This is a genomic window from Nostoc sp. CALU 1950, from assembly GCF_051172895.1.
Classification (GTDB): domain Bacteria; phylum Cyanobacteriota; class Cyanobacteriia; order Cyanobacteriales; family Nostocaceae; genus Nostoc; species Nostoc edaphicum_A.
Genome location: NZ_JBDNJQ010000136.1, coordinates 1 through 23223, shown reverse-complemented (window position 1 = coordinate 23223; position 23223 = coordinate 1). Strand labels below are relative to the sequence as shown.

Sequence of the window (23223 nt, the reverse complement as noted above, 5' to 3'; positions counted from 1 at the left end):
CGAGTTGTTCAAGAAAGGTTTAGATTAAATCCCCAAAAATATGAACAAGTAATTTTGGCAATTTGTGGACTAGTAAGATTCCGAATTAGAGCGCTAATATTACCAGGAGAAATAGCCGCTATGTCATCAGGTTAAAATTAATGCACATAACTAGATGTTTTTGCCTAGTTATCAATAGCAAGTATCTCAAAGCCTTATTTTATCGTAGATACTAGCTCATTTATAATCTTTACATTTATAGACTACAGCCTAGCTACATAAAGGCTTTGATCGTTTTCGGAGATATCTAGTCAAAAAAAGTTTGCAATGGGACTCGTGTTCCAACAAACACAGGAGTACCACTCATAATATCTGGATTAGAGGAAATAATTCGGCGATCGCATAGAACTTTTTGAATATCCATCGTCCTGAAAAATTCTATATGAGATAGTCTAAACTTTCATTGCGTTTCTAGCCAAGCCTGTAAATCAGCCAAACTAGTAAAATCTAACAGTGCTTCACTTAAATCTTCTAGAACAGGCAAAGATAAACCAGAAATTGAGGAGCGTATTTCCTCAGAAAGTTCCCCAAATCGCTTTGTCAATTGCCGGAGAATAAGATTAGCTGTTGCTTCCTCCCGTCCTTCCTCACGTCCTTCCTCCCGTCCTTCTTCTCGTCCTTCTTCCTTAATTTCTCGGTAAACTCGCGTTTCCTTAAGCGTGATTCCTAACATAGACTCTACCTCCGCTTGAGTTAATTGTTCAAATCTGTACACCATGATCGTCGTTATTAATTCAATTATGGCGCGACTCGATGGTGGTAGCACTTCTTGAGTAGTTCTTGTTAACAAATACCTTGCTTCTTCTGGTGCTTGTTCTTCATCTACTGTAGTTAAGACCATCAATGCTACCCATATAGGTAGTTGGCGAATATCTCCTAATTCATCTAAATACACCTTATGTATTTGTTCGCCGTTCAGCAATGAGCGATGAGGATGAATATCGCTTTGTTCAATACTGCGCGACGGGTAAATTATCACTGCTTGCCAGTCGCTAAATCTGGCACGATTGCGGTAGAAATATAACGAAGATTCAGCCCAGACTCTTTCATAAAGTTGTTCATCTTTCTGGAACTGCACCTCACAAAAATATACAACTCCAGCACCCTCAGTTTCCGGTGGTAGAAATACTCCATCAATTTCAAATTTCGGCTCTTTGACGGCGACTGAATCAAAACGATAACTATCTGCATTATTTGGAGGATTGCTCAATAGCTCAAACAGCAAGGTTGGAGACTGTTGAAACAGTTTGTAAAATATTGAGTCTCGACGCATGAAAGCATTTTATTAGTTTTTATTTATGGTTAATGCTAGTGTGATAATTCTCAATCCAGCCCCAAAAATGATTATGGTGCTAATCTCGCTTTACCTAGACGCTGCTTTTCGTACCATTGTGCGATCGCAGGTGCCCAATCTTCAAAATGAGGCCACATCATTTCACACAACTTTTGAATTTCTAGTTGAGCATCTTTCTTATTTCTCAGATCACAAAAATGCAAGAAAGACCTTAAATTAAAACTAACTACAAAATGCTGGCGATAATCAAAAGGCACTTTACCTCTTGCGTGTTCTTCAGACATTCCAGCCTCAAAATCAGCTTTATATCGTTTAGCTGCTTCTAGGCACCACTCCAAGTCTGCTGCTCGTTGCTCTGATGAATAATAGTATTTTTTGCCTTGTCTATCAGTGTAATAACCAACGGGACGTAGGTAAAAAACATCTTCTATGTCTTTCTTGCCTTCTACTACATCAATAAATTGGTTGCCTGTGTATCGAAAAGATTGGACATCGAATGATACACCTACACGATGAGTACGAGCCTGCTGCATCACATTGTGGGGAAAGTAACCACAGTTGAAAACAATCTGAGGATGTTCTAGAGGCCCATAGTGTCCTCTCTCACCGGCTAAAAGTCGCTTAACAATAACTTCGCCACTTTGTGACTCCGAGGGCCAGGAGTCGCGCTCATCAAACACGAACCCATCAGTATAGTCCTGGTGCATCGCGGCATAAATCACCTGCTGCGGGTTTGGTGTTTTGGCAATAACCTCTACTCGAAATCGATGCATTAGCTTATCGGGAACGGATTTGTGAATGAAAGTGCTTACGCAGAAGGAGCGGAGCCGGTTTGTTAGACATTGGCTTTGAACTCGATCCACTATCATATCTCTGGCTTGGATTTCTACTTGAGCAGATTCAGATACTTTACAAATATTAATAACTTTGTTACAGTTGTTTACATAAGAGAAAAACAAGGAAAAATCAGATGCGTACAAACACTGCTATAATTGACGACCAAGGCAAACTGAACAACTTTGCGATCGAGCCAAGAGTTTATGTAGATGAGCAAGGCGATCGCACTGGCTTCACTCCTTATGCAGAAATGCTCAACGGTCGTCTAGCAATGATTGGTTTTGTTTCTCTAATAGCATTAGAAGTATTCACAGGACACGGTATCGTTGGTGTTTTGGCAAGCCTATGAAGAGTGCTGAGTTCCGAGTGCTGAGTGCTGAGTACTCAACTTTAAAACTCAGCACTGAGTCTTGTAAAAACTAATTTTTATAACTTAATTATCAACAAATGTAAGAGACGGTAAATTTACCGTCTCTTAATTTATGTAAAACTTAGTGCTAGAGTGAAAATATACTGATAGCCAAAGCAGTTATCAGCGTAAAAATATTGGGTGAAATATGGCTTTAACTGCTTCAACGATGTTGCCATTAGGCACGAAAGCGCCAGATTTTAATCTACCGGAAGTAGTATCTGGAAAAGCAACTTCACTTTCTACCTTTGCAGATAAAAAAGCACTGTTGGTAATGTTTATTTGTCGGCATTGCCCATTTGTAAAGCACATTCAAAAAGAATTAGTGCAGTTAGGAAAAGATTATTTTACAGGTGATTTAGCGATCGTTGCCATTAGTGCTAACGATGCACACAATTACCCAGATGATGCACCAGAGTCGTTGCAAGCATTTTCCACAGAACAAGGGTTTAATTTTACCTTATGCTACGACGAGAGTCAGGAAACAGCAAAAGCTTACACAGCAGCTTGCACACCTGATTTTTTTGTATTTGATAGCGATCGCAAACTAGTTTATCGGGGACAATTAGATGATAGCCGCCCCAGTAATGATAAACCTGTGACTGGCGCAGATTTACGTGCAGCCATTGAAGCAGTGCTAGCAGATAAACCTGTTACAAACGAGCAAAAGCCAAGTGTTGGTTGCAATATTAAATGGAAACCTGGAAACCAACCCAGTTATTTTGGTTGAAAGGGATTGGGTATGGGGCATTGGGCATTGGGCATGGGGCATTGGGGATTGGGTATGGGGCACGGGGCATTAGTTATTCTTTCTCCCCCTACTTCCCCTGCTTCTCCTACTTCCCCTGCTCCCTCATCCTCCCACTCCCTAATCCCCACTCCCATCAATGTTTAATTTCCAAATTCAGTATGTAGCATCCTAATTGGACTTTTTCTGCCCACAATTCATATTCCAGACGCAAATGTTCTGGTAAGGGATGTCCGTTGAGAGTTAGGCTACTAGTAAAATTTCGCAAACGAATAGGATCGTTAGGTTGCAATGACTCAGTTGGCAACCAATAGCGACTAATACCATAAACGCCCTGTTCCCAAAAGTGACGGTAACTCACTTGGGCGTTACCTTGCATAGTCATGATGACGCGATAAGGGGAAATCTCTAGCCACAAAATTCTGGGACTGTTAGGGGCGTAAGCTTTGCTCTTAGTTTGGGGAAGTCTGTCCTGTGGACTTACTACACTCTCTACTTCGCAGCTAATTAGGGGCGGTGCGGTCAGTAACAAATGGAATCTATCAGTATCTTTTTGATACAATGTTGCGGCAGTTTCGACAACAGACCAGATTGGTAGGTCAGTGGAAATCAGTGATAAGCACACGGGCTTGCGGTGATGGGTCAGCATGGGAGCGATAAAGGCTAAAAGCTATTGAACAAAATGAAATGAACACTCTAGCTGTCTAATAGGTCAGGGTAAGAAACTAAATACTAAAGCAGCCTTAATATTAATGAATCCGCTGATTTGTTAATAAGCTATACAAATCTGGATAGAAATAGGATGAATGTCAGCTTAGACAGCAAAAACGGTACTTTCTCTAGAGAGAGCTAATTCGTAAGTAAAGCTTGTAAATATTCTAAGCCTATAGCCTCAAAACAGTGGGGTCGTTTTAAATGCCAAGAAACCTTTATAAGGAAGACTTACCGTAGATTAGAGTAAGTTTCATACAGTCAAAAGCAATAAGATACCAGCAAGGAAGTCACCAGCAGCGACAAACTAAGTCCCTGATAAATTTCAGGTGTATTCAAAGCCAGTCTATACTAATGTCGGCTTCTGTTATATCCGTAGAAACTCACGAAAACCTTTCTTATCAAAACATTGCTGTACATGGATAGCGGGGCGTTGAGCTTGTACTGAGTAACAAGTGCCGAGTAAAAAAGCATTAAATTTGTCTCTCCCTTGTGCGTCTCGTAGAGAAGAAAGAGCAAAGATTTCCATTTAAGCTAAAAGCCTCTTCAAATCTCGTTTTCAGCCAGAGGCTGAAAATGCTGCTCCTGGCGGCTTTGCCGCCAGTAAGGGAAGCGGCAGCCCCAACGACGGGATTCCCAGTCGGAGACTGGGAACAAGGCAATCTAAAAGCTAGTTATAGAATTGCTTTGATGTTAAATTGACACCCTTGACACCAATGTGTTGGGTTGCGCTCCGTTCTACCCAACCTACGTCTTAAGTTTGTCAAGCTTTTAATACCCCATCAAGTCGATTTCAATAAGCAAAATGCCTGATTGCTTTCTCATTTCAGTAGATTCAGCAAGCAAAAAAGCATATTGCTTTCTCAAAATGCTTGATTGCTTTCTCATTTCGGTATATCGCGCATTCATTTCGGTAGATTCAGCAAGCAAAAAGGCATATTGCTTTCTCAAAATGCTTGATTGCTTTCTCATTTCGGTAGATTCAGCAAGCAAAAAGGCATATTGCTTTCTCAAAAGCTTGATTGCTTTCTCATTTCGGTATATCGCGCATTCATTACAACGATCGCTATGTAACAAAAACCATTGTAGAATTGCCGGAGTTTTCTCAAGCTGATCGATACGGAAGTTTTTTAAAGTAAAGAATATTAACCGTACTAGATTAAAAGCTTCATATCATGGCTCGGAGAAAAAGAACCTCTCAGGTGTTAGAAAAAGCAGCGCGTCGTGCTGCTAGCATGAACTCAATTGATCCAAATTTAAGTGTAGGCAATGGACTCACTCTACTGACTTTCTCAACCCTAATTGAGACGATGCGAACTAGAGAAAATTTATACAACACTGCTCTTTCCAACTTGGATAAGTTGTATCATGAAATGCTCCAAACAGAGCGCGAGTTGGCAGATATGGCAGAACACATGCTCTTAGGAGTTGCGACTCAATATGGTAAAAGTAGTGTGGAGTACGGTATGGCGGGGGGTATTCCTAAAAACCAGCGCCGCAAGGGACTGCGAGGCGAGTTACCAGTTTCTAGTTTACAGGAACCGTCATTCATCGCCAGTGTGAATGGTAACGGCAACAAAAACGGCAACCAGAATGGAAACAAAGCAGCAACGACAAGTTAGCTTGCATTAAAAAGCTCACGAATTCATCCGTGGGCTTTAATAATTAGCATAAAAATCATTCTGATTTATTTTTATTCACTAACGATGCCATTGCATTTGTGAACAGTTCATGAGTGTTACAGCTTGGTACTTATTTGGGAATTATAACAAAGGGATTATAAGCGTCATGTCCCATCCAAGATAGGTGCATAAGTATGAAAAATTTACCGGATATATTGCTGCGCTTATTTTTTGGTGCTGCTTTGGCTGGAATTGGTATAGGTATTTTTCAGTATGGCTCAGGGGGTTTAATTATTCGCTGCAAAGCTACTCAGTCGAAAACAGCATCTTGTACAATAACTGAACGTTTAGCATTTAGTCAACAGATAATTGAAGAGAAAACTATTGATAATATTACACAGAGAAAGGTTGTCATAATTAATGCTACACGATTTACAGATGATTCTACTGAGGATATACAGTTTTTTCGGGTGTTAGGAGTAACAAGAAAGGGTATTAGTTACCAAATTGGTCAAGATGGAAAAAATCCCACGGAAGCGCAAGCGATCGCAGGACAGATTAATTTTTTAATCCAGAATCCAAATGCTTCACCAATTCAATTAGATTATTCTTCCAATATGATTAATTGGTTAGGTTGGGGAGCAATTGGTTTGGGAATAACTGTGTCTCTTTTTATGCGTACTGAAAAATAATTAGATTTCGGGTGAAATGAGCAGTAATTCCGAAATTTACCCTAAGAACTCCATACTCAAAAGATGAAATTAATTAAACTAATTTTTCATTAAATCCGATTTTTGCCTGCTAGCAAATTAGCGATCGCAGTACTAATCGGCTGACCTGTAAACTGTTGGTAATAAGTAAACCCAGGTGAAGGATTAACCTCGAAGCAATACCAATCACCTCCAGGTGTGCGGCGCAAATCGATGCCGCAAAGAGGTAGATTTATTGCTTTTGCCAAGACTCTACACTGCTGTTCTACTTCTTCAGGAAGATGACAAGCACGGATTTCTGTGGATTCATCATTCTCTGCGGCATAGCGATAATCATCAGCTTGAGAAATTACCTCGCTGGCAAAAATCTCTGTACCGACAACATGAACGCGATAATCTCTACCGGGTATATATTGCTGAAACTGAGTCGGACACCAAGATACATTATCAAGGCGTTCTAGATGCTCAACTCCCACACGCGAGACTTTGCTACGAATACCACTGATGGATTTATAAATAATATCGCCGTGGAGTTTCCAAAAAGATCGCACGGCTTCGGGGTCTGTGGTGACAAGGGTTTCGGGAACTTTGAAGCCGAGTGAGCGAATTTGCTCTAACTGATAAGGTTTAGAGCCGTTAGCAGCCATTGCAGATGGACGGTTAACGACAAAGGCGGGTGTAATTTCAGACCAAGACATTAAGGTATCATCAACTGCGATCGCATGTTGCCAAGCTGGACTATTTGCACCTGCTTGGGCAATTTGAGGAAGACGGCGCGAGTCATAGGGGCGTAAGTAAGCAGCAGTAATTTCACTTAAATCAATTTTTTGATACCAAGTGCGAATTTGTCCTTGGACTGATAAATCTAAAACATTGCCTACAGATAGTTCAATTTCAGTATCTAAAATATCTCGTTGGTCAAGGAATACTGACGGTATGCCTAGACTAGTTAGTTCTGAGTGAACTGCTGCTAAAGGAGATTCTTCGGTAATACCCCACAACAAAATCAACATTTGGCATTACCTCCACTCAAATACTCAAGGATGGCATCGCCTACATCTGGTGCAGAAATATCAGTCCACAAATCAGCGCCCAAAAACTCTGCTGGAGATTCACCGCTGCTAAAATGAACGGTCAACAAGTCAACTTCAGCAGCATCAGCAATACGTCTGGCGTGTGAAGCTAGAGTTTTTTCAACTTCACCCAAACAGCGATCGCCCACCACTGTCACCTTGACCGAAGATTTTTCGATAACCTGGGGACACACATTTGCCGACATCGAACTTTGCCGTCGCACCGGACGTACTGGAATACCCAGTTGAGCAGCCGCATAAACCCATTGTTCAGGTCGCCAAGCAGGCCCTAACAGATATGTTGGCGTTGGTCGGTTCAAGACTGGACATTTTAAGCTAGACAACCAAGCAATTAGAAAGGCATTCATTTCCGTAGCGACGTATGCTCGGTCATCAGGGACAATGTGCAGAAGTTCCTGTTCGAAAATAGAAGGTAGGCGAGTCAAAACGCCGGTGATTTGATCGAGAGCAACCGCAACCCCACCTACCACTACTGAGGAGGATGAGGTAGATGAGGTAGTACTTTCTCCCTCATCTTCCCTATCTCCCACATCAATAGAACTCAAGTAATGTCGCCATCCAACCACTGACAAATCTTCAGGCGTCAGTAGGCTGACACCATGACCATGAGCCGCCCAATTAGCAACCAGCGCCTCAGCGGCTTTGTCATGACGACTGGCGACAATAACCAACACGCTTACTTAATTCCTTGGTTGATTAACTACTTGTTGACCGACATTTGGGCGTTCTTGGGGCTGGATGAAAGCTTGCCCATTTGCCTGTTCTATTTGATCAAGACGTTGAGCCATCAGACCGATTAGCCGCTGTAGGTCATTTGAACCATCTGCTGAAGTCAGATTTTCAACTTGATTTGTCTCAGGGAGTTTTTCAGCCTGAATTTTCTCGAAGTCTTTATCTTTCTGAACTTTCTCAAATTCTTTAACTTCTATCTTCAGTTCCTTGCTCTGTTTAGACACTGGGGCTGTAAGGGTAAACAGGCTTCCACCAACAGATGTAGGCAAAGAATAAGCTAATTGATCGAAGTCTAAAGCAGAACGAGATACTAATAAGTTCTGAGGCAGGAATGTACCTCTATGTTCAGGCGTCAATAACAGGTTAACTGGAGTTGTTCCTGAAGAAGAGATTAAAGAGATTTCCACATATCCACGAATCTCTAATTTCGCTGCTTTGATGATATCTAGCTTGGTGACATCAGGCAGTAAAGTAACCAAAGCTGTATCGTGGGCAGGAATTTTCAGAGAGTACGTGAATTTTCTGGGATCGCCTGTAGGAGTTAGGTCTTGAAATTGATTGTCTACACTAACATCCTGAATAACCACTGTATCAGCTAAGATATCGGGCTTGGAATCACCTAGTTTTAGCGGTGTAGTTAGAGCAAATTGCAGCCTGACTGCAATATTTGAACTGCTAGTATTTGCAATTGTCAAAAAGTAACCTTGGACAACAGTACGGGCAACAGCCTCAGTACCAGGAGCCGCAACAGGTGTAATTGGCTTTACTAAAAGTTCCAAGGTTGAGACTAGAGTTGATTTTGGTCTAATAATTCCAATTCCGTTTGATATGTCTGTCATCTGTTTGTTTACATCGAAACTACATATCAAACTTAACTGCCTAGACTTATTGACGGATAGTACCCCATAGGGTAATAATTCTGGACAAAAAAAGTGGTTCTGTAATCAACAGAACCACCAAAGCTTTCGCAAACCTGTTATAACTTAACGAACTGACCCTTGAGCAGAAACAGTATCAATCGGTTTCATCAGGTACAGGCGCAATAACTGCCAGCCATTGGAGATATAAAGTGGCAATTTCTGGAAGATTTGCAGGAATTTGGGAGTGCTGGAATTAGCGATCGCACCCAACTTCTCATTATTGGATATACAGATATCCAATCGCTCATAAAACTCTGGATTCTCTACATCCAGCATCAGTGGGAACACGCGACCTGCGTTTTCGTTAGTCTTCTGAATTACATGGATGTCGTATTCTCGTGCATCCAATCCCAGGGTGGCATAAAAGTCCTTGCGTTGGATGTCATTGAGATACATGGTCGCAAACACCGACAACAGGAAGAACCGACTCCACAGCCGTGCTTTCCAATCATTCAACATTTGCGGTTGGGATTTCATAATGGCATCGAAGAAATCACCGTGACGGTTTTCATCTTGACACCAGTTTTCAAAGAACCGGAAGATGGGATAAACCCGATCTTCGGGATGTGCTTCTAAATGGCGATAAATAGTGATGTAGCGCCAATAACCGATCTTCTCAGAAAGATAAGTAGCGTAGAAGATGAATTTCGGTTTAAAGAAGGTATAACTGCGGCTCTTAGTCAAAAACCCTAAATCTAGGGACAGATTAAAGTCCGACAAAGCTTTGTTCAAAAAGCCAGCGTGACGTGCTTCATCCCGTGACATCAGGTTAAAGCACTCTGCCAAAACGGGGCTTTTTCCTTTCAAGCGACGGCCAAGTTCTTTATACAGCAAAAAGCCGGAAAACTCTGCTGTACAAGAACGTTCTAGAAATTCAACAAACAATTTGCGAGTTTCCCCGTCAATATGATCCCAGGATTGGTCAAACTCGGCATCCCGAACAAAGTGATGGCGGTTGTAGTCGGTGCGGAACTCTTCGAGAATGGCTTGTAACTCGTCTTCATTGACGGAGATATCCATCCGCGCCATTTCATCAAAATCGGTAGTATAAAACCGAGGTGTTAACAGGGTTTCTTTTGCCGGGACTTTAATCCCTGGCCGGATTTCTTCAAAGCCTGGTTTTTTGAGGGAATCTACCATGTCTTGATTGCTCTTTCGTCTTTATTATCTTAAGTAGACCCTTCGGGTTTGGCACTTCCTCATCGGGAAAACATCCTCTGAGCGACTGCTTCACCAGAAAGCTAAGGGTAATGTTCTGTTAAAACGTAACAGCCCACAATAATCCAATTGTATAAAGTTCAGTCTACCAAGGTGCGGGTGAGAAATTTGTAAGCAAAAGATTAAGAGTTGCAACAATCATTCAATGTTTGCGGAACCAAGAATCGCGGATTAGTAGTCAAATAAACTTAGTTCAGTGATAATCACTATTTCAATCAAGGGTAGTAACACGCGCTTTTTGTATCTCAAAGCACTAATATCTCAGTAATTTTCTTTAGTTGTGAATACAACATGGAAAACCCATCTTAGACAACAAGAGCAAATCCAAAGGGTTGAAAAGCAAGATGAACCTTGAAAACAATCAGCAGAAAGACCGACTTCTTGTCTCTTACATTTTGTGTGCAGTTGGATTTTTCGGGTTGGGAGGGCTGCACCGCTTATACAATGGCAAAATAGGGACGGGTTTGTTGTGGCTGTGTACTTTTGGTTTGTTTTACATAGGGCAGACGGTGGATCTGCTTCTCATCCCCAACATGGTTGACGAATACGAACGCAATTTGAGATTAAAAGCGGGTGTATCTCCCTTGGGTGTGCCGTTGAATCAAGCAGTGGTTGCTTCTCAAGTCCACCGCCCAACAGGCAACCAACTCATGATTAAACTAATTGAAGCGGCGGAAAGTAAGGGTGGTTTTTTAACTGTCACTCAAGGGGTGAAGTTCACAGGAGCTAGCTTTGCTGAAGTGGAAGCTACTCTCAATGAAATGTACAAATCAGGTTATGTAAAAATTGATAACGACCCCAATACTGGAGCCGTTACCTACCATTTCCACGAACTTTAATTTGTTCTTTGTCATTTGTCATTTGTCATTTGTCACTTGTAAAAAAACAATGACCAATGACTAATGACTAATGACTAATAACTAATTTATACCTAACCACTTTTGACCATCTAGGCGCTGAACCAAGCCAAATACCAACAAATCGAGGGTAATTTTGCGCTCATCGATTAAGAATGACTCAAGAGTGCTAGGTTTTTTGCCTTCATTACAGGAAAATCCCTTTTTCCCTTGAATATCTTCTTCGGGGAAATACAGATTAAACTGACGCAGACCTATTTCTTTCCAACTGCCGATAATTTGCCAGCATTCTTGGGCAGATTCAAAGCCAGTGATTGGCACTTTCTGCTTGGCAAAAGACACCTGTAAATCTTGCACACCTTGTTGAGCGATCGCTTTTTGTAAAGCTGGCAAGTAGTCTTGCTCGATGAACTCTACAAATGGCTTGTCTTCAACAGATGGAGCTTTTTCCTTTTTGGCGGCTTTAGCTGCGGCAGCTGGTTTTTCGTCTACTGCGGCTTTATCTGCGGCTGCGGGTTTTTCTCGCTTGGGTGGTACAGCAACTGGTTTAGCAGCATTGGGGTTATCTTCGGGATTTGCGGCTTTAGGATCTGGCGCGTTAGCAGTAGGAATGTCTGTGGCTTCGGGCGAGTCTGTACTAGGAGCGTGTTCTTCAGCCACACTGGGAGCTTGCTTGTCAACAGTGCTGGGAGCTACTTCTCCCGCTTGATTGTGATTGGTTGGGTCTGCCATTGCTCAGGTCAATCCTTTAATCTAGCTTTCGGAGCGATCGCTCACCTTGATGTATCGGGTATTTTTATTTTGACATACTAGTACCGCTGCGCGGAATTCATAATTTGTAATTCAGATAGCGCAAGGATTTCATTGCTTTACCCTTAATCAACCCCTCCGGCAATTAAAATCTAAAATTTATACAGAGCAATTTGGTAGCTCAAGAAAATATTTTTAATAGGTATGGGCATGACTAATGACTCTAGTGAAACTGATGAACTTGAAATGGCAGCAGCTAATTCTGAGCTTAGGCTGTTTCCTACTGATCATTGCCTGTAACAAGTATTATCCGACTCCAAATCCAGATGCTCAACCTCTAAAAGTGGCGACAGATCCCACCTTTATCCCCTTTGAAATCCAAAAAGTTAACAGTCACTTAGAAGGTTTTGATATTGATTTGATGAATGGCATCGCTAAAGTAGCAGGTTTTGCAGTCCAGTTTGAAACTCTGCCTTTTGATGGGATGATCTCGACCTTGCAAGCCAAAAGAGTCGATGCAGCCATTAGTGGGATTACAATTACCGCTGAACGCCTGAAAACAATTGCTTTTTCCAGACCCTATTTTAAAGCTGGACTAGCGATCGCTGTACGCGAAGACAACCAAAATATTAAAGACTTCAACAGTCTCAAAGGTAAAAAAATTGCTGTACAAATTGGTTCCACTGGGGCAGATTTTGCCAAAACCATCCCTAATGCCAAAATTAGTACATTTAATTCTGGGCCAGAATTTTTCCAAGACTTACTCAATGGCAATGTTGATGCTGTAGTTAGCGATGCTTTCGCTACCTTATATGCAATTAAAAATGACAAACTCAAAGGCATCAGAGTTGTCGCCGATCTACTCACTGAAGAATACTACGGAATTGCCACGCCCAAAGATTCCCCTCATCTGGATGCAATTAACAAAGGTATAGCGACTTTGTTATCCAATGGCACTTACAAGCAAATTTATCAAAAATGGTTTAACGCTGAACCTCCAGAATTGCCAGACTCGTGGCAATAGGGCATGGGGGATTATGAAAAAGGGTAAAGGGTAAACGGTAAAGGGGAAGGGTGAAAGGGTTTGTTTCTTTATCCTTTTCCCTTTTCCCTTTTCCCTTGTCCCTTTGTCCTCTCATCTCCCTCATCTCCCTCATTTTCCCCAATCTCCATTTATAAGCAATTGGCTGCCAATATATGAAATATTTATCTAATATGCGTCACAATTAATACTGCCACCAAAATTCATTGATGAACTACAATCTCTTGTAGGTCTACTGTAGTCAGGGACAGCCAATTGTGGCACCTTGGATCTTAGTGGCTAGAAGCACCTTGGAACGGGAATAAAGGAACTTCCACTATGCTGATTTGCCCTCAGTGTAAATTTGAAAACCCCAATAGCAACAAATTCTGTCAAAACTGTGGTACGTCCCTGACTCACAAGGTCTGTCCTGAATGCAGTACCGATGATGTACCTGTGAATGCACTACGTTGTCATAACTGTGACACGGAATGTGGAACAGTGTTTTGGGCAATTATTGCTAAAGAAACGACTGGGGAAGCTTTGAGAGTAGAGGGGGATGAAGAAGATAAGGGAGATGTGGGAGTAGACGGAGATGAGGAAGCAATACCCTCCTCATCTCCTGTATCCCCTAGTTTTCAGATTGCATTAGGCTCCTATTTAGACTCCCAAGAGCGCTATCAATTGTTAGATACGCTACCTGTCCAAACGGAAACTACCTCCATTACTGATGTAGGTGTGAGAGTTCTAGACTGCCAACCGTATCAAATATCACCCATTGGGGCAATGCTAGCAAGTCAGCAATCAGATTTGCTAACGCCATCAGTAGAAACAAGTGAAATTCCTCACCTTGCTAGACTTTATATTGCCTTACAATCCCAAGGTGAGCGGGGGATACCGCCGATTCATGATGCATGGCAGCAGGGTGATATACAGGTAGTAATAATCGAAGACCGCTCAAATTGGCAGCATTTACTCGATCGCTGGCAAGAAGAAACAACGAGTTCGTTAAAAATTTTACACTGGTGTTATCAAATGGCCCAACTTTGGGCAGTATTGGAACCAGTAAATTGTCGTCAAAGCCTTTTAGATTTGTCGAATTTGCGATTGGATGAAGACCAAACGCTGGCGCTACAAAGATTGTATGTAGAATCATCGAATTCTCAGCCTGTCGGCGAGTCGCCAGAAGATGTCCAAGCCCAAACATCCGATATTCCAGAGAAGCCATTAACTATCCAAGCTTTGGGGCGGGTTTGGCAATCGTTATTTAGGCAATCTCAACGTACTCAATTTGGCTCTGTAGTCCAGATGTTAGGGGATTTAGATGTAGGTAAGATTCAGACGATCGCACAATTGCGATCGCGTTTGGAGGAAATCTCTATTGAAATAGAAGCACTAGGAACCCCAACTTTGCCCCCAATAAAGGAGAAAAACACGGCTGTGCCCACTATCCCGCAATCAGATGAGCCAGAAGATATCATTAGCAAAACTGATGATATGCCAACTGTTGTGTTGGCAATGCAGTTAAGTAGCTTAGAAGATGCAGGACGCACAGATGTGGGGCGTCAACGTCATCATAACGAAGACTACTTTGGTATTGAAACCAAAATCCATAAACTGGAGTTGCCCAAAAGTCGAGTCCTGGAAGGGCATGGTTTGTATATTCTCTGTGATGGTATGGGTGGACACGCTGGCGGCGAGATAGCCAGTGAGTTAGCAGTCAACACCCTACGGCAATACTTTCAAGAACACTGGATTGCCAACCAACTGCCAACAGAAGAGAGCATTCGTGAGGCAGTGTATTTAGCTAATGAGGCGATTTTCAAGCTCAATCAACAAGATGCCCGTTCTGGAGTTGGGCGTATGGGTACAACTTTGGTAATGCTCTTAATTCAAGATACTGAAGCAGCAGTTGCTCATGTGGGAGATAGCCGTCTCTATCGTCTGACGCGCAAGCGGGGACTAGAACAAGTCACAGTAGATCATGAAGTTGGGCAACGGGAAATTACTCGCGGAGTGGAAGCAAGCATCGCATATGCCCGCCCGGATGCCTACCAACTCACTCAAGCCTTGGGGCCTCGTGACGAAAGCTCGATTGATCCTGATGTTGGCTTTTTCGATATTAATGAAGATACTCTTCTACTGTTGGCATCGGACGGTCTATCAGATAATGATTTACTAGAAACCCATTGGCAGACTCACTTAGAACCCTTACTTAGTTCTGGCGCTAACTTAGAACGGGGCGTTACAGACTTAATTGATTTGGCAAACCAGCACAATGGTCATGACAACATTACTGGTATACTGATTCGGGCAAAAGTACGCCCAAATTTGGAAAGTTGAAAATTAAGGGACTGGAGACTGGGGACTGGGGACTGGGGACTGGGAAATAATTTTTCTACTCTCCAATCCCCAATCCCTAATCCCCAATCCCCAATCCCTAATCCATTTACCTTGTAGGTTGTATTGTGGTTAGTCTGACGCTGTTAGAACCGCAACAGAAAACGCCCCTCCAGCAGTGGTGCTTTGAGAACTCCTCCATAATTCGGATTGGTCGAGCGGCAGATAATCACGTTGTTTTAACTGATAGTTTAGTTTCGCGGCATCATCTAGAACTGAGGCAAGTCGATTCTCCCGGTAATGACGGTGGTTGGCGGCTGATTAGTCAGGGTACAAATGGGACTTTCCTCAACGGTATCCTTGTAATTCAGAGTCCGTTACCAGATAATTCCCTTTTGCAACTGGCACAGGGAGGCCCAATACTGCAATTCCAAATTCAGGATGTAACAGTACTGGAAACTGGTTTGCGATCGCAACAACAAATGCAAGGCACAGAAGAAAACGCCGCTGCAACACTCTATTCAGCCCAAGGTATAGCAAATTTATCCTACATTTGCACCCACGAAGGCAACTCCCCAAACAATCTGTTTTGCATCCACTGCGGTCAACCTCTCTTGGTGCAACAGAGGATTCGCCATTATGAGGTGTTGCAAACTCTCGGACAAGGAGGTATGGGTACTACTTATCTCGCTTGGGATGCGGCTGGTGAGATTGCGGGTATGCCACAACTTCTGGTGTTGAAGCAAATGAATGCTGATATGCTAAGAATTGCCAAAGCTCAAGAATTATTTGAGCGAGAGGCGTACACTCTCAAATCCCTTAACCATCCTGGAATTCCCAAGTATTACGATTTCTTTGTAGAAGACGGAAAAAAATACTTGGCAATGGAACTAATCCACGGTCAAGATTTAGAGAAACGTGTCTATACTACTGGCCCAGTAACACCAAGCCAAGCGATCGCTTGGATGATCCAAACCTGCGATATCTTAGACTATCTTCATAGCCAAAGCCCTCCACTGATTCACCGCGATATTAAACCCGCCAACTTAATGGTGCGAAGTGCAGTAAATCGCATAGTGGTGCTGGATTTTGGCGCAGTTAAGGAAATTGGCACAGCGCCCGGTACTCGAATTGGTGCAGAAGGTTATTGCGCTCCTGAACAAGAACGAGGACAACCTTTAACTCAATCTGATTTGTATGCAATTGGGCCAACACTGATTTTTCTGCTCACAGGCGAAAACCCTTTCAAGTATTATCGCCAAAGAGGGCGAAATTTCAGGTTTGATGTAGCAAAAGTTCCCACCATTAGTTCCCAATTAAGAGATGTGATTGATCGCGCTACAGAACCATTGCCACGCGATCGCTATCAAACTGCAAAAGAATTAGCTGCGGCTTTAGCTGCCTGCAAAGTTTAGAGAGTGGGAGTAAGGGAGTGGTGAATATTAAAAATTCCTATTCCCTATTCCCTATTCCCTACTCCTCATCCCAAGTTTCTACAGCTAGCAATTCACTAACTGGGTCTTGCATACTAAAGCCAAAGTCAAGCAGTTCCTGTTTCCAGTGCTGCCATTCATTACCGTATAGCAAAGCGATTTTCCAGATGCTATCGCTTGGCTTAATAATGTTCGATTCTATGAGTGATTGCACGTTGCGCTGCAATTTCACCATTGGGTGAATCACTTGCTGAGTCATAACCTCGATTGAATTCAGATTTTGTTGGTAAATGCTTAATTAAAACTGCTTTCCATTCTGCAATTGTTGCCGGCCCGTAGAGTGGTGTAATTTGGTAAAGCTAGTCTTAACTTTCTAACTATACCATAACAAACTCTACTAAGTTACTGGTAAATTCGGTTTTGTACGGTAATTACCACCACAAAAGTCCAATTCCACCAAGTAGTCCTTAAACTTTTTGCAGAAACTAGGCATAGGTCGAGAGGAAAGGGTTAAGGGATGAAGGGTTAAGGGATGCTTCTGTTTCCCCTTTTCCCTTTAATCTTTCCCTGTCTTCTTTTTCCTCTCTACCTTTAGCCTTTTTCCACAAGATTACAACACTACCTTTTGTAAGAGATATATTCTGGACACTGAGCAGAATCATTATTCGTCTGTGAAGTTTCACTAAGTAGTGTGACTAAGGACGACTAGGAAAATTCTATTTGTTTTAATCACAAAAAATGTGTGTGCTTGTTGAACAACCTATATGACAAGGGCTGGTTTGAAAGTTTTTGACTTACGGGCAAGTTTGCAATTGAGTAGAAATAGCTACTGTTTTTGTTTATTTAAACGTTATTTAGAATATCGCAAACATCTGTCATTAGGTAGAATCATCGCAAATCTTTATATAATTTTAATGTTTTGCTCAGAGAAGAAGACCTGGAGGGTTAGCTCTGTCTAGGTGCGGGAGAGGGTTATGCTTTGAGGAACTTCCAAATAAAAAATACTCAACTACTTCTTATGGGGTGGACAAGATTGGCTAATTTATTTATTGGAAGTCCCTGAAGTATGGGAGCGATGCCTACGGCGGTAAACTACGCATGGCAAAATTGTTATTACAGCATGGGCTGACCATAAAATAACCTAGTCTTCAGAGTCAGCATTTGAAGTTTGCGTAAAAAATTTTTAGCGAAGATGTTAGTTTCTGTTGAGCAGGTGGGTATCCTCAGAACGAGAGACTTACTGGCACTCAATATTGCGTAGTACTTATTAATACATTTGCTAGTCGTATAGAGACTTTATCAAACCTAATTTAGATACATTTACCCTATTTTTAATATGAACTCTGATCGTGCTGTCGATGATATATATTTGCAATATATTCAAAAATTACTACCAGCTATTAACGCCGATATCTTATCAAAAATTAATGGAATTCTGTTACAAACTTCTTGGGATACTCCTAATTCTTCAGATGATTGGAATAACCTAGCAGTGGTAGCTTTGAGCGAGGCAGAACAGTGTGTTGATAATCTAGTTTTGCGCTCAGTCTATCTGGAAATGGCCTTTGAAGCATTGAATAATGGTCTAAACTTAGAGAAACATCCACTTTGTGCTGCTCATCTTGCTTTAATTTATAGCATGATTGGAGAAAAACAAAAAGCGATAGAAATAGCGCTTAATACTTTTATTAATACACTACAACCTGCTTATACAGTTAACGAAAATGACTTTCATTCTTTAATATATATATCCACTGAAAATCACAACTTATCCGATAATGATCGCGAATGCTTGGAGCAAGTTTTCTTAGCTGAGAATGGTTATAAGAAAGCAATTTTATTGTTGATTGAAATAATATGTCGTTCGCAGTTAGTTTTTTACACTTCTGTGAGTCGCCGTTTCTTACATCTAGCTGCCCAACTTTTACCGAATTCAGTTGATATTGAGCTAAAACTAGGAATATCTAGTTTAATGACTGGAGAAATTGAAGGAATTTTATATTTACATCAAGCTAGAAAATTAGCGCCAAATTATGCCCCTGTTCTTCAAGCACTCTACTTAGCTTACCGAGATTTAAACCAGATAGAAGTCTCAGATTACTGGCAGGAAGTCTCTCAGAAATTTTATCAGCTAAACTCCTCATCCTTAGAGTGGCACTGGACGCAATTACCAAGCAATAGCCTATTTACTTATGTGGCTTTTGAAGGTGATTTAATAATGGCAGTTGAGCCAAGCTTGCGTAGTATTGCCACCAGTGTTTTAATTGCCGAACAAGACTGGTTTGAGAAAGAAATGGAGTTTTGGCGCAATAGCATCGAACCTGGTATGACAGTGATTGATGTGGGTGCTAATGTTGGAGTGTATACTTTCAGTGCTGCTTTAAAAGTTGGATCTCAAGGACGAGTGTTAGCCGTTGAGCCTTTCTCAGGTTGTGTACGTTGTTTACAAGAAACCTGTAGAATTAATCAATTATCATGGGTAAATGTTTGTGCAGGGGCAGCTAGCGATCGCAATGGCACTGTAAAATTATTACTACATTCTGCTAACGAACTTAACCAGGTGATTTCTAGTGATGCAGCAGAAAATATGTCTTCAGAGTCTTTTGAGGAAGCCACCTGTTTTACTTTAGATAGTCTGATTGAGCAAGAAAATATCGAGAGAGTGGATTTTCTCAAGATAGATGCAGAAGGACATGAAAGGGCAGTTCTTGCTGGTAGTCAGAAGTTACTCACTCAGTTTGCCCCAGTTATTTTATATGAAAATATTGCAGGTAGCCAAGGCAGTAATATTGAGGTTGCACAGTATTTAACTAATAAAGGATATGAACTATTTTACTATCAATCTTATACACAAAAACTGATAGAAGTAGATTCAGTGAAAGATTTTCAAGAACAGCTAAATCTCATTGCTTTTCCATCCCATAAATCAACAGGACTAAAGTCCTGACTACTAACAAAAAGTTTGTAGTAAGCACTTCAGTGCTTCAGAAACCAACAGGACTAAAGTCCTGACTACCAACGAAAAGTTCGTAGTAAGGGCTTCAGCCTAGGCTGTTGATTTTGGCTATTTTTTGGGGAATTACCGAAAAATTATTTGTGCTGGTTTTTGCTTGTGTGAAAGCGCCCGCAACAGCCATCTTTACGCCAAAATAAAAAACACAATTTCTGCATGAAGTCTTGTGGGCTAAAAGGTACAGAGTCAACAGCCTAGCTTCAGCCCTTATTAACCTCAACTTTGAGCGCTAGAGCAGCTCACTACGAGCTTATTTACCCTCAATATAGCTTTGCCACATCTGCTCGTAAGCCTTCTCCATATCACGGGTAAACTGCTTACCATTCCACAATGGTGCTGTTTGTCGAGATGCTTTCAGCTTCCAAACTACCTGCTGGCGTAAAGCTTCATCTTTCCCTAAGCGCACACCCCACTCTACATATTCTTCATCAGTCCAAGCAATACCCTCTGTGATACCCGCATTCATCATCATGGTGTAACTATTGCGACCTGCAAATTGCTGTCCAACTCTGGTTACTAATGGGATACCCATCCAGAGGGTTTCTAGGGTTGTTGTAGCACCGTTATAAGGATATGTATCTAATACAACATCAGCTATTGTTAAATTCGCTCTGTGGACAGCTTCAGAGGGATCTTGAGGCAAAAATCGCAGCCTGGAACGCTCCACACCCTCTTCTTCAGCTATTTTGTAGAAAAACTGTTTAATAGGTTCTTCTTCAGCATCACCTTTAATCAAGAAGTAGCTATTTGGGACTTCTTTGATTATTTTCATTTGCCATTTTGTCGTTTCAGGGTGACGTTTATATACTCTTTGACTGCTGAGATAGATTACAGCATCATTAGGAATATCTAAATCTTGACGACGTAGTGTAGGAATACCGACTTCAAAACCATCAACGGCGATATAAGTTTGAGGCAATCGCAAAATTTTCTCTGTATAATAATCTTGCGCTGAATCTGGTAATACATAAGGATCGGCAATAAAGTAATCAATTGCAGGTATACCAGATGCATCCCAACCGAGCCAAGTTACTTGAATTGGCGCTGGTTTGAGTGACATCACTTCACAACTAACATCTAGAGTTATACTATCTAAATCTACTAGAATGTCGATTTCATCATCATAGATTTTTTCGGCAACTTCTAAAGCTTTTATGCCTAACTTGTGAGCTTTATCAGCTTTATTTACATACCAGTTTTGGGAAATTTCATCTCCTAAATCATAGTTGATTAAATAAGTATAGATTTCAAAATGCTCCCGGTTGTGATGTTGAAATAGCCAGCGTGCTAACCAGCCTACAGAATGCCTTCTCAAAGCATAGGATACATAACCAATTTTTAGTTTATTCTGATAATTTGCTGTTTTTCGATGACTAATATGCCGCTCAGAATAACGCTTAAATTCTTGATGATATATAGCTTGAATATTTTTCTGACAAATTTGCGCTAATTGGTTATGAATTTTTCTAAAATTGTCAGGATTGTCTTCAAGGTGAGGTAGAGCAAAAGATGCTGTTAATAAACCTAGCGTTCTTACTTCATCTAAGGCGTGTGGCTGGGATGTGATAAGGTCTTGCTGCAAAGCTTCTAACTCTTGCTTTGTTGAGCATATCTCTTCCCAGTATCCACCAGTAGTCACTAAATTGCACAAAATTAGATGAACAGCAAAAATTTTATCGGCTATTTCTGTGGATAAAGAAAGACATAATTTTGCTGTTTCTATAGCCTGAGAATAATTCTTAGCATTTTGATAAAAAATAGCTAAATGTCTTAGTATTTCTAAGTTATTAGAATCTAGGTTTAAATACAATCTTAAAAGATGTGCTGCTGTTGCTGGTAGTTTAAATATGTGACCAATTTTCATCACAGCAGGAAGTACATCGATGAAATATGGTGTATTAATCAGGTAGGGTAAGCAAGATTTTATGAAATCTATAGATGATTTATTGAAAGGTGGAGTTTCAAGAACTTGCTGTAATACTTGCTGTAATAATTCTAAATTTAAATCGACAAAATTTTGAGAATTTAATAACTCAATAATCTCCAACTCTTCAAATTCAACGCCTTCAAACTTATCTATTTTGAAGGAAAGTTGCACAATTTTCAGGAGATTATTAATGTCAAAACTATTAATTTCTTTTATATGCTGACGAATTACCCAAGCGAGAGAAAATTCTTCCAAATTTTCCCGTCTTTCTGCTTCTAGCTGTAAAACTTCAGTTAGTTCTTGTGTATAAGCTGGAATATTTTCTTCTTCTACATCTGCCAATGGTAGCATCCAAGTAATTTGCGCTTCTATTTCTTTGTTTTGTAAAAGCAGCATTAAACCTAAATACCAATAATGGGGAATTACATCGGGTTCAGATGCTATTGCTTGCTCATACAACTTAGCAGCTTGATTATATTCTCCTGCTATTAGATGCTGTTGCGCTTGGGCAAGTGTATTTGAAGCATTTTTGGTGTTCATAAGTCAGTAAAAATAATTAAATATAAAATTATTATTTTTTGTTATTTGTAAGACATTCAGCCCTTTAACGAAGACTTTTCAGAACTAAATTACTTACTAAAAGCTTTCTTTTAATTATTCAGTTTAATAGCATTAATACCCTCAATAAATGATAAAACAGGTGGATAATTTATATCCACCTGTGAATAACTTTGCTGACAACATTACTGCCAGCAGGTTGATTGCATAACTGTTTACTTAATTGATTTTTGGGTAGTTGGATCGCAGGGAATGTTAGTAACAGGGGCAGCAAGGACTGGATCAGTTATGTTGGTACCCGCTACTATAGGATCTACAGTTTCACACAAAGCAGCTATTGTGGTTGCTTCCCCAACGCCACCTGCTGCTGTTTCTCCAACAGCGACAAAACCACCGTAGCCTTTCAAAATGGCAGGGTTTCCAGCAGGAGTTGTTGGCACAGCTTTAACAGATGCACCTGAACCGCCTAAGGCAGCGAGGTTATAAGTATAGTTTTCTGTTTGTGTCTTGATACCCAGTCCTAGTAGGGTAAAATTACTTTGGGCAGTAACGAAAGTTGGGTTTTCTAACAGATAAGCTTGTTGAGCGCGATTGACAGAACCAACGTAGGTTTTTGCTTCTGATGCACGAGCTTTGTTAGCTTGGTTCAAGAAAGAAGGTAGGGCAATAGCCGACAAAATACCAATGATGATAATTACTACTAACAGTTCAATTAGAGTGAAACCCTCATTTTCTTTCTTTTTGTTGAGAATGTGTTGGATAAATTTGGCTTTCAATTCGGTTTTCATAAGTGTTTTCCCTGTAATAGGAAGTGGTTGCGTGTTCTAGATGTAACTTACCCACTCCCGTTTTGTTTCATATCACCCCACCTAAATTTTTTTCAAGTATTTAATTTATATGGCGATTACGCTAGATTTTAGGCTAAAAAGCTTATCTACTGGAGTTTAGACTAAGCCATACAAAATGACCCAGCAGGGCTGAGTTAATCAG

The 23223-nt window shown here is 41.0% G+C and carries 22 protein-coding genes; 9 read left to right on the top strand and 13 right to left on the bottom strand.

What is annotated here, in order from left to right; genetic code table 11:
* Positions 1-286: 286 nt before the first annotated feature.
* The 3 genes from ABF638_RS28165 to thyX all read right to left on the bottom strand — a co-directional run bounded on the left by ABF638_RS28165 (position 287) and on the right by thyX (position 2106).
* A complete protein-coding gene (locus tag ABF638_RS28165; RefSeq protein WP_435026194.1) occupies positions 287-403 on the bottom strand; it encodes a DUF433 domain-containing protein in 117 nt (38 codons plus the stop codon).
* A 36-nt stretch (positions 404-439) separates the two neighbouring features.
* Positions 440-1312 carry an Rpn family recombination-promoting nuclease/putative transposase gene (locus ABF638_RS28160; RefSeq protein WP_435026192.1) on the bottom strand — a complete coding sequence of 291 codons (873 nt, stop codon included), beginning with the start codon at positions 1310-1312 and terminating at the stop codon, positions 440-442.
* A 71-nt stretch (positions 1313-1383) separates the two neighbouring features.
* Positions 1384-2106 (bottom strand): FAD-dependent thymidylate synthase, encoded by a 723-nt coding sequence (gene thyX, locus ABF638_RS28155; RefSeq protein WP_435026190.1) that lies wholly within the window; start codon positions 2104-2106, stop codon positions 1384-1386.
* A 197-nt stretch (positions 2107-2303) separates the two neighbouring features.
* On the opposite strand from thyX, the gene ABF638_RS28150 reads away from it, so the two are divergent.
* Positions 2304-2519 (top strand): chlorophyll a/b-binding protein, encoded by a 216-nt coding sequence (locus ABF638_RS28150; RefSeq protein WP_435026188.1) that lies wholly within the window; start codon positions 2304-2306, stop codon positions 2517-2519.
* Positions 2520-2727: 208 nt separating this feature from the next.
* Positions 2728-3309, top strand: coding sequence for a thioredoxin family protein (locus ABF638_RS28145; RefSeq protein ID WP_435026186.1), 582 nt, complete (start codon positions 2728-2730; stop codon positions 3307-3309).
* A 154-nt stretch (positions 3310-3463) separates the two neighbouring features.
* Here the strand turns inward: ABF638_RS28145 and ABF638_RS28140 are convergent, their stop codons facing one another.
* Together ABF638_RS28140 and ABF638_RS28135 are read right to left on the bottom strand one after the other, a co-directional pair.
* A complete protein-coding gene (locus ABF638_RS28140) occupies positions 3464-3976 on the bottom strand; it encodes a hypothetical protein (protein ID WP_181930113.1) in 513 nt (170 codons plus the stop codon).
* An 833-nt stretch (positions 3977-4809) separates the two neighbouring features.
* Positions 4810-5052, bottom strand: a complete 243-nt coding sequence (locus tag ABF638_RS28135) for a hypothetical protein (RefSeq protein ID WP_435026184.1) — start codon at positions 5050-5052, stop codon at positions 4810-4812.
* A gap of 161 nt (positions 5053-5213) precedes the next feature.
* Between ABF638_RS28135 and ABF638_RS28130 the strand changes: the two genes are divergently transcribed.
* Entirely contained in the window at positions 5214-5660 is a 447-nt protein-coding gene (locus ABF638_RS28130) for a hypothetical protein (RefSeq protein WP_435026182.1), read from the top strand.
* A gap of 194 nt (positions 5661-5854) precedes the next feature.
* A complete protein-coding gene (locus tag ABF638_RS28125) occupies positions 5855-6352 on the top strand; it encodes a hypothetical protein (protein ID WP_435026181.1) in 498 nt (165 codons plus the stop codon).
* Positions 6353-6441: 89 nt separating this feature from the next.
* On the opposite strand, the gene ABF638_RS28120 is transcribed toward ABF638_RS28125, so the two are convergent.
* From ABF638_RS28120 to acsF, 4 genes are all read right to left on the bottom strand, one after another.
* Entirely contained in the window at positions 6442-7383 is a 942-nt protein-coding gene (locus ABF638_RS28120) for an ATP-grasp domain-containing protein (RefSeq protein WP_435026179.1), read from the bottom strand.
* Positions 7377-8138 (bottom strand): hypothetical protein, encoded by a 762-nt coding sequence (locus ABF638_RS28115; protein WP_435026176.1) that lies wholly within the window; start codon positions 8136-8138, stop codon positions 7377-7379. Before ABF638_RS28115 ends, ABF638_RS28120 begins: the two co-directional genes overlap by 7 nt.
* A gap of 6 nt (positions 8139-8144) precedes the next feature.
* Entirely contained in the window at positions 8145-9035 is an 891-nt protein-coding gene (locus ABF638_RS28110) for a hypothetical protein (protein ID WP_435026174.1), read from the bottom strand.
* A gap of 144 nt (positions 9036-9179) precedes the next feature.
* Positions 9180-10256 (bottom strand): magnesium-protoporphyrin IX monomethyl ester (oxidative) cyclase, encoded by a 1077-nt coding sequence (gene acsF, locus ABF638_RS28105; protein ID WP_069072952.1) that lies wholly within the window; start codon positions 10254-10256, stop codon positions 9180-9182.
* Between the two features lie 422 nt (positions 10257-10678).
* Here acsF and ABF638_RS28100 point away from each other — a divergent pair, with 422 nt between their 5' ends.
* Positions 10679-11173, top strand: coding sequence for a TM2 domain-containing protein (locus ABF638_RS28100; RefSeq protein ID WP_181930107.1), 495 nt, complete (start codon positions 10679-10681; stop codon positions 11171-11173).
* An 81-nt stretch (positions 11174-11254) separates the two neighbouring features.
* Here ABF638_RS28100 and ABF638_RS28095 read toward each other — a convergent pair whose 3' ends face one another.
* On the bottom strand, positions 11255-11923 hold the full coding sequence (locus tag ABF638_RS28095; RefSeq protein WP_435026173.1) for a DUF2996 domain-containing protein: 669 nt from the start codon (positions 11921-11923) through the stop codon (positions 11255-11257).
* Between the two features lie 235 nt (positions 11924-12158).
* On the opposite strand from ABF638_RS28095, the gene ABF638_RS28090 reads away from it, so the two are divergent.
* The 3 genes from ABF638_RS28090 to ABF638_RS28080 all read left to right on the top strand — a co-directional run bounded on the left by ABF638_RS28090 (position 12159) and on the right by ABF638_RS28080 (position 16717).
* Complete coding sequence (locus ABF638_RS28090) at positions 12159-12965, top strand: basic amino acid ABC transporter substrate-binding protein (protein WP_435026172.1); 807 nt, start codon at positions 12159-12161, stop codon at positions 12963-12965.
* Positions 12966-13301: 336 nt separating this feature from the next.
* Positions 13302-15305: a serine/threonine phosphatase gene (locus ABF638_RS28085; protein WP_435026171.1), complete on the top strand. Its 2004-nt coding sequence runs from the start codon at positions 13302-13304 to the stop codon at positions 15303-15305.
* Positions 15306-15430: 125 nt separating this feature from the next.
* Positions 15431-16717 (top strand): protein kinase domain-containing protein, encoded by a 1287-nt coding sequence (locus ABF638_RS28080; protein WP_435026170.1) that lies wholly within the window; start codon positions 15431-15433, stop codon positions 16715-16717.
* Between the two features lie 58 nt (positions 16718-16775).
* Here the strand turns inward: ABF638_RS28080 and ABF638_RS28075 are convergent, their stop codons facing one another.
* The gene (locus ABF638_RS28075; RefSeq protein ID WP_012407469.1) at positions 16776-16994 is read right to left on the bottom strand and encodes a DUF4327 family protein; all 219 of its coding nucleotides are present in this window, start codon (positions 16992-16994) and stop codon (positions 16776-16778) included.
* A 1077-nt stretch (positions 16995-18071) separates the two neighbouring features.
* Here ABF638_RS28075 and ABF638_RS28070 point away from each other — a divergent pair.
* On the top strand, positions 18072-19682 hold the full coding sequence (locus ABF638_RS28070) for an FkbM family methyltransferase (RefSeq protein ID WP_435026169.1): 1611 nt from the start codon (positions 18072-18074) through the stop codon (positions 19680-19682).
* 316 nt (positions 19683-19998) lie between these two features.
* Here the strand turns inward: ABF638_RS28070 and ABF638_RS28065 are convergent, their stop codons facing one another.
* Both ABF638_RS28065 and ABF638_RS28060 read right to left on the bottom strand, forming a co-directional pair.
* Positions 19999-22215, bottom strand: a complete 2217-nt coding sequence (locus tag ABF638_RS28065; RefSeq protein ID WP_435026167.1) for an O-linked N-acetylglucosamine transferase, SPINDLY family protein — start codon at positions 22213-22215, stop codon at positions 19999-20001.
* Between the two features lie 233 nt (positions 22216-22448).
* A complete protein-coding gene (locus tag ABF638_RS28060; RefSeq protein ID WP_435026166.1) occupies positions 22449-23021 on the bottom strand; it encodes a type IV pilin-like G/H family protein in 573 nt (190 codons plus the stop codon).
* Positions 23022-23223: the final 202 nt, after the last annotated feature.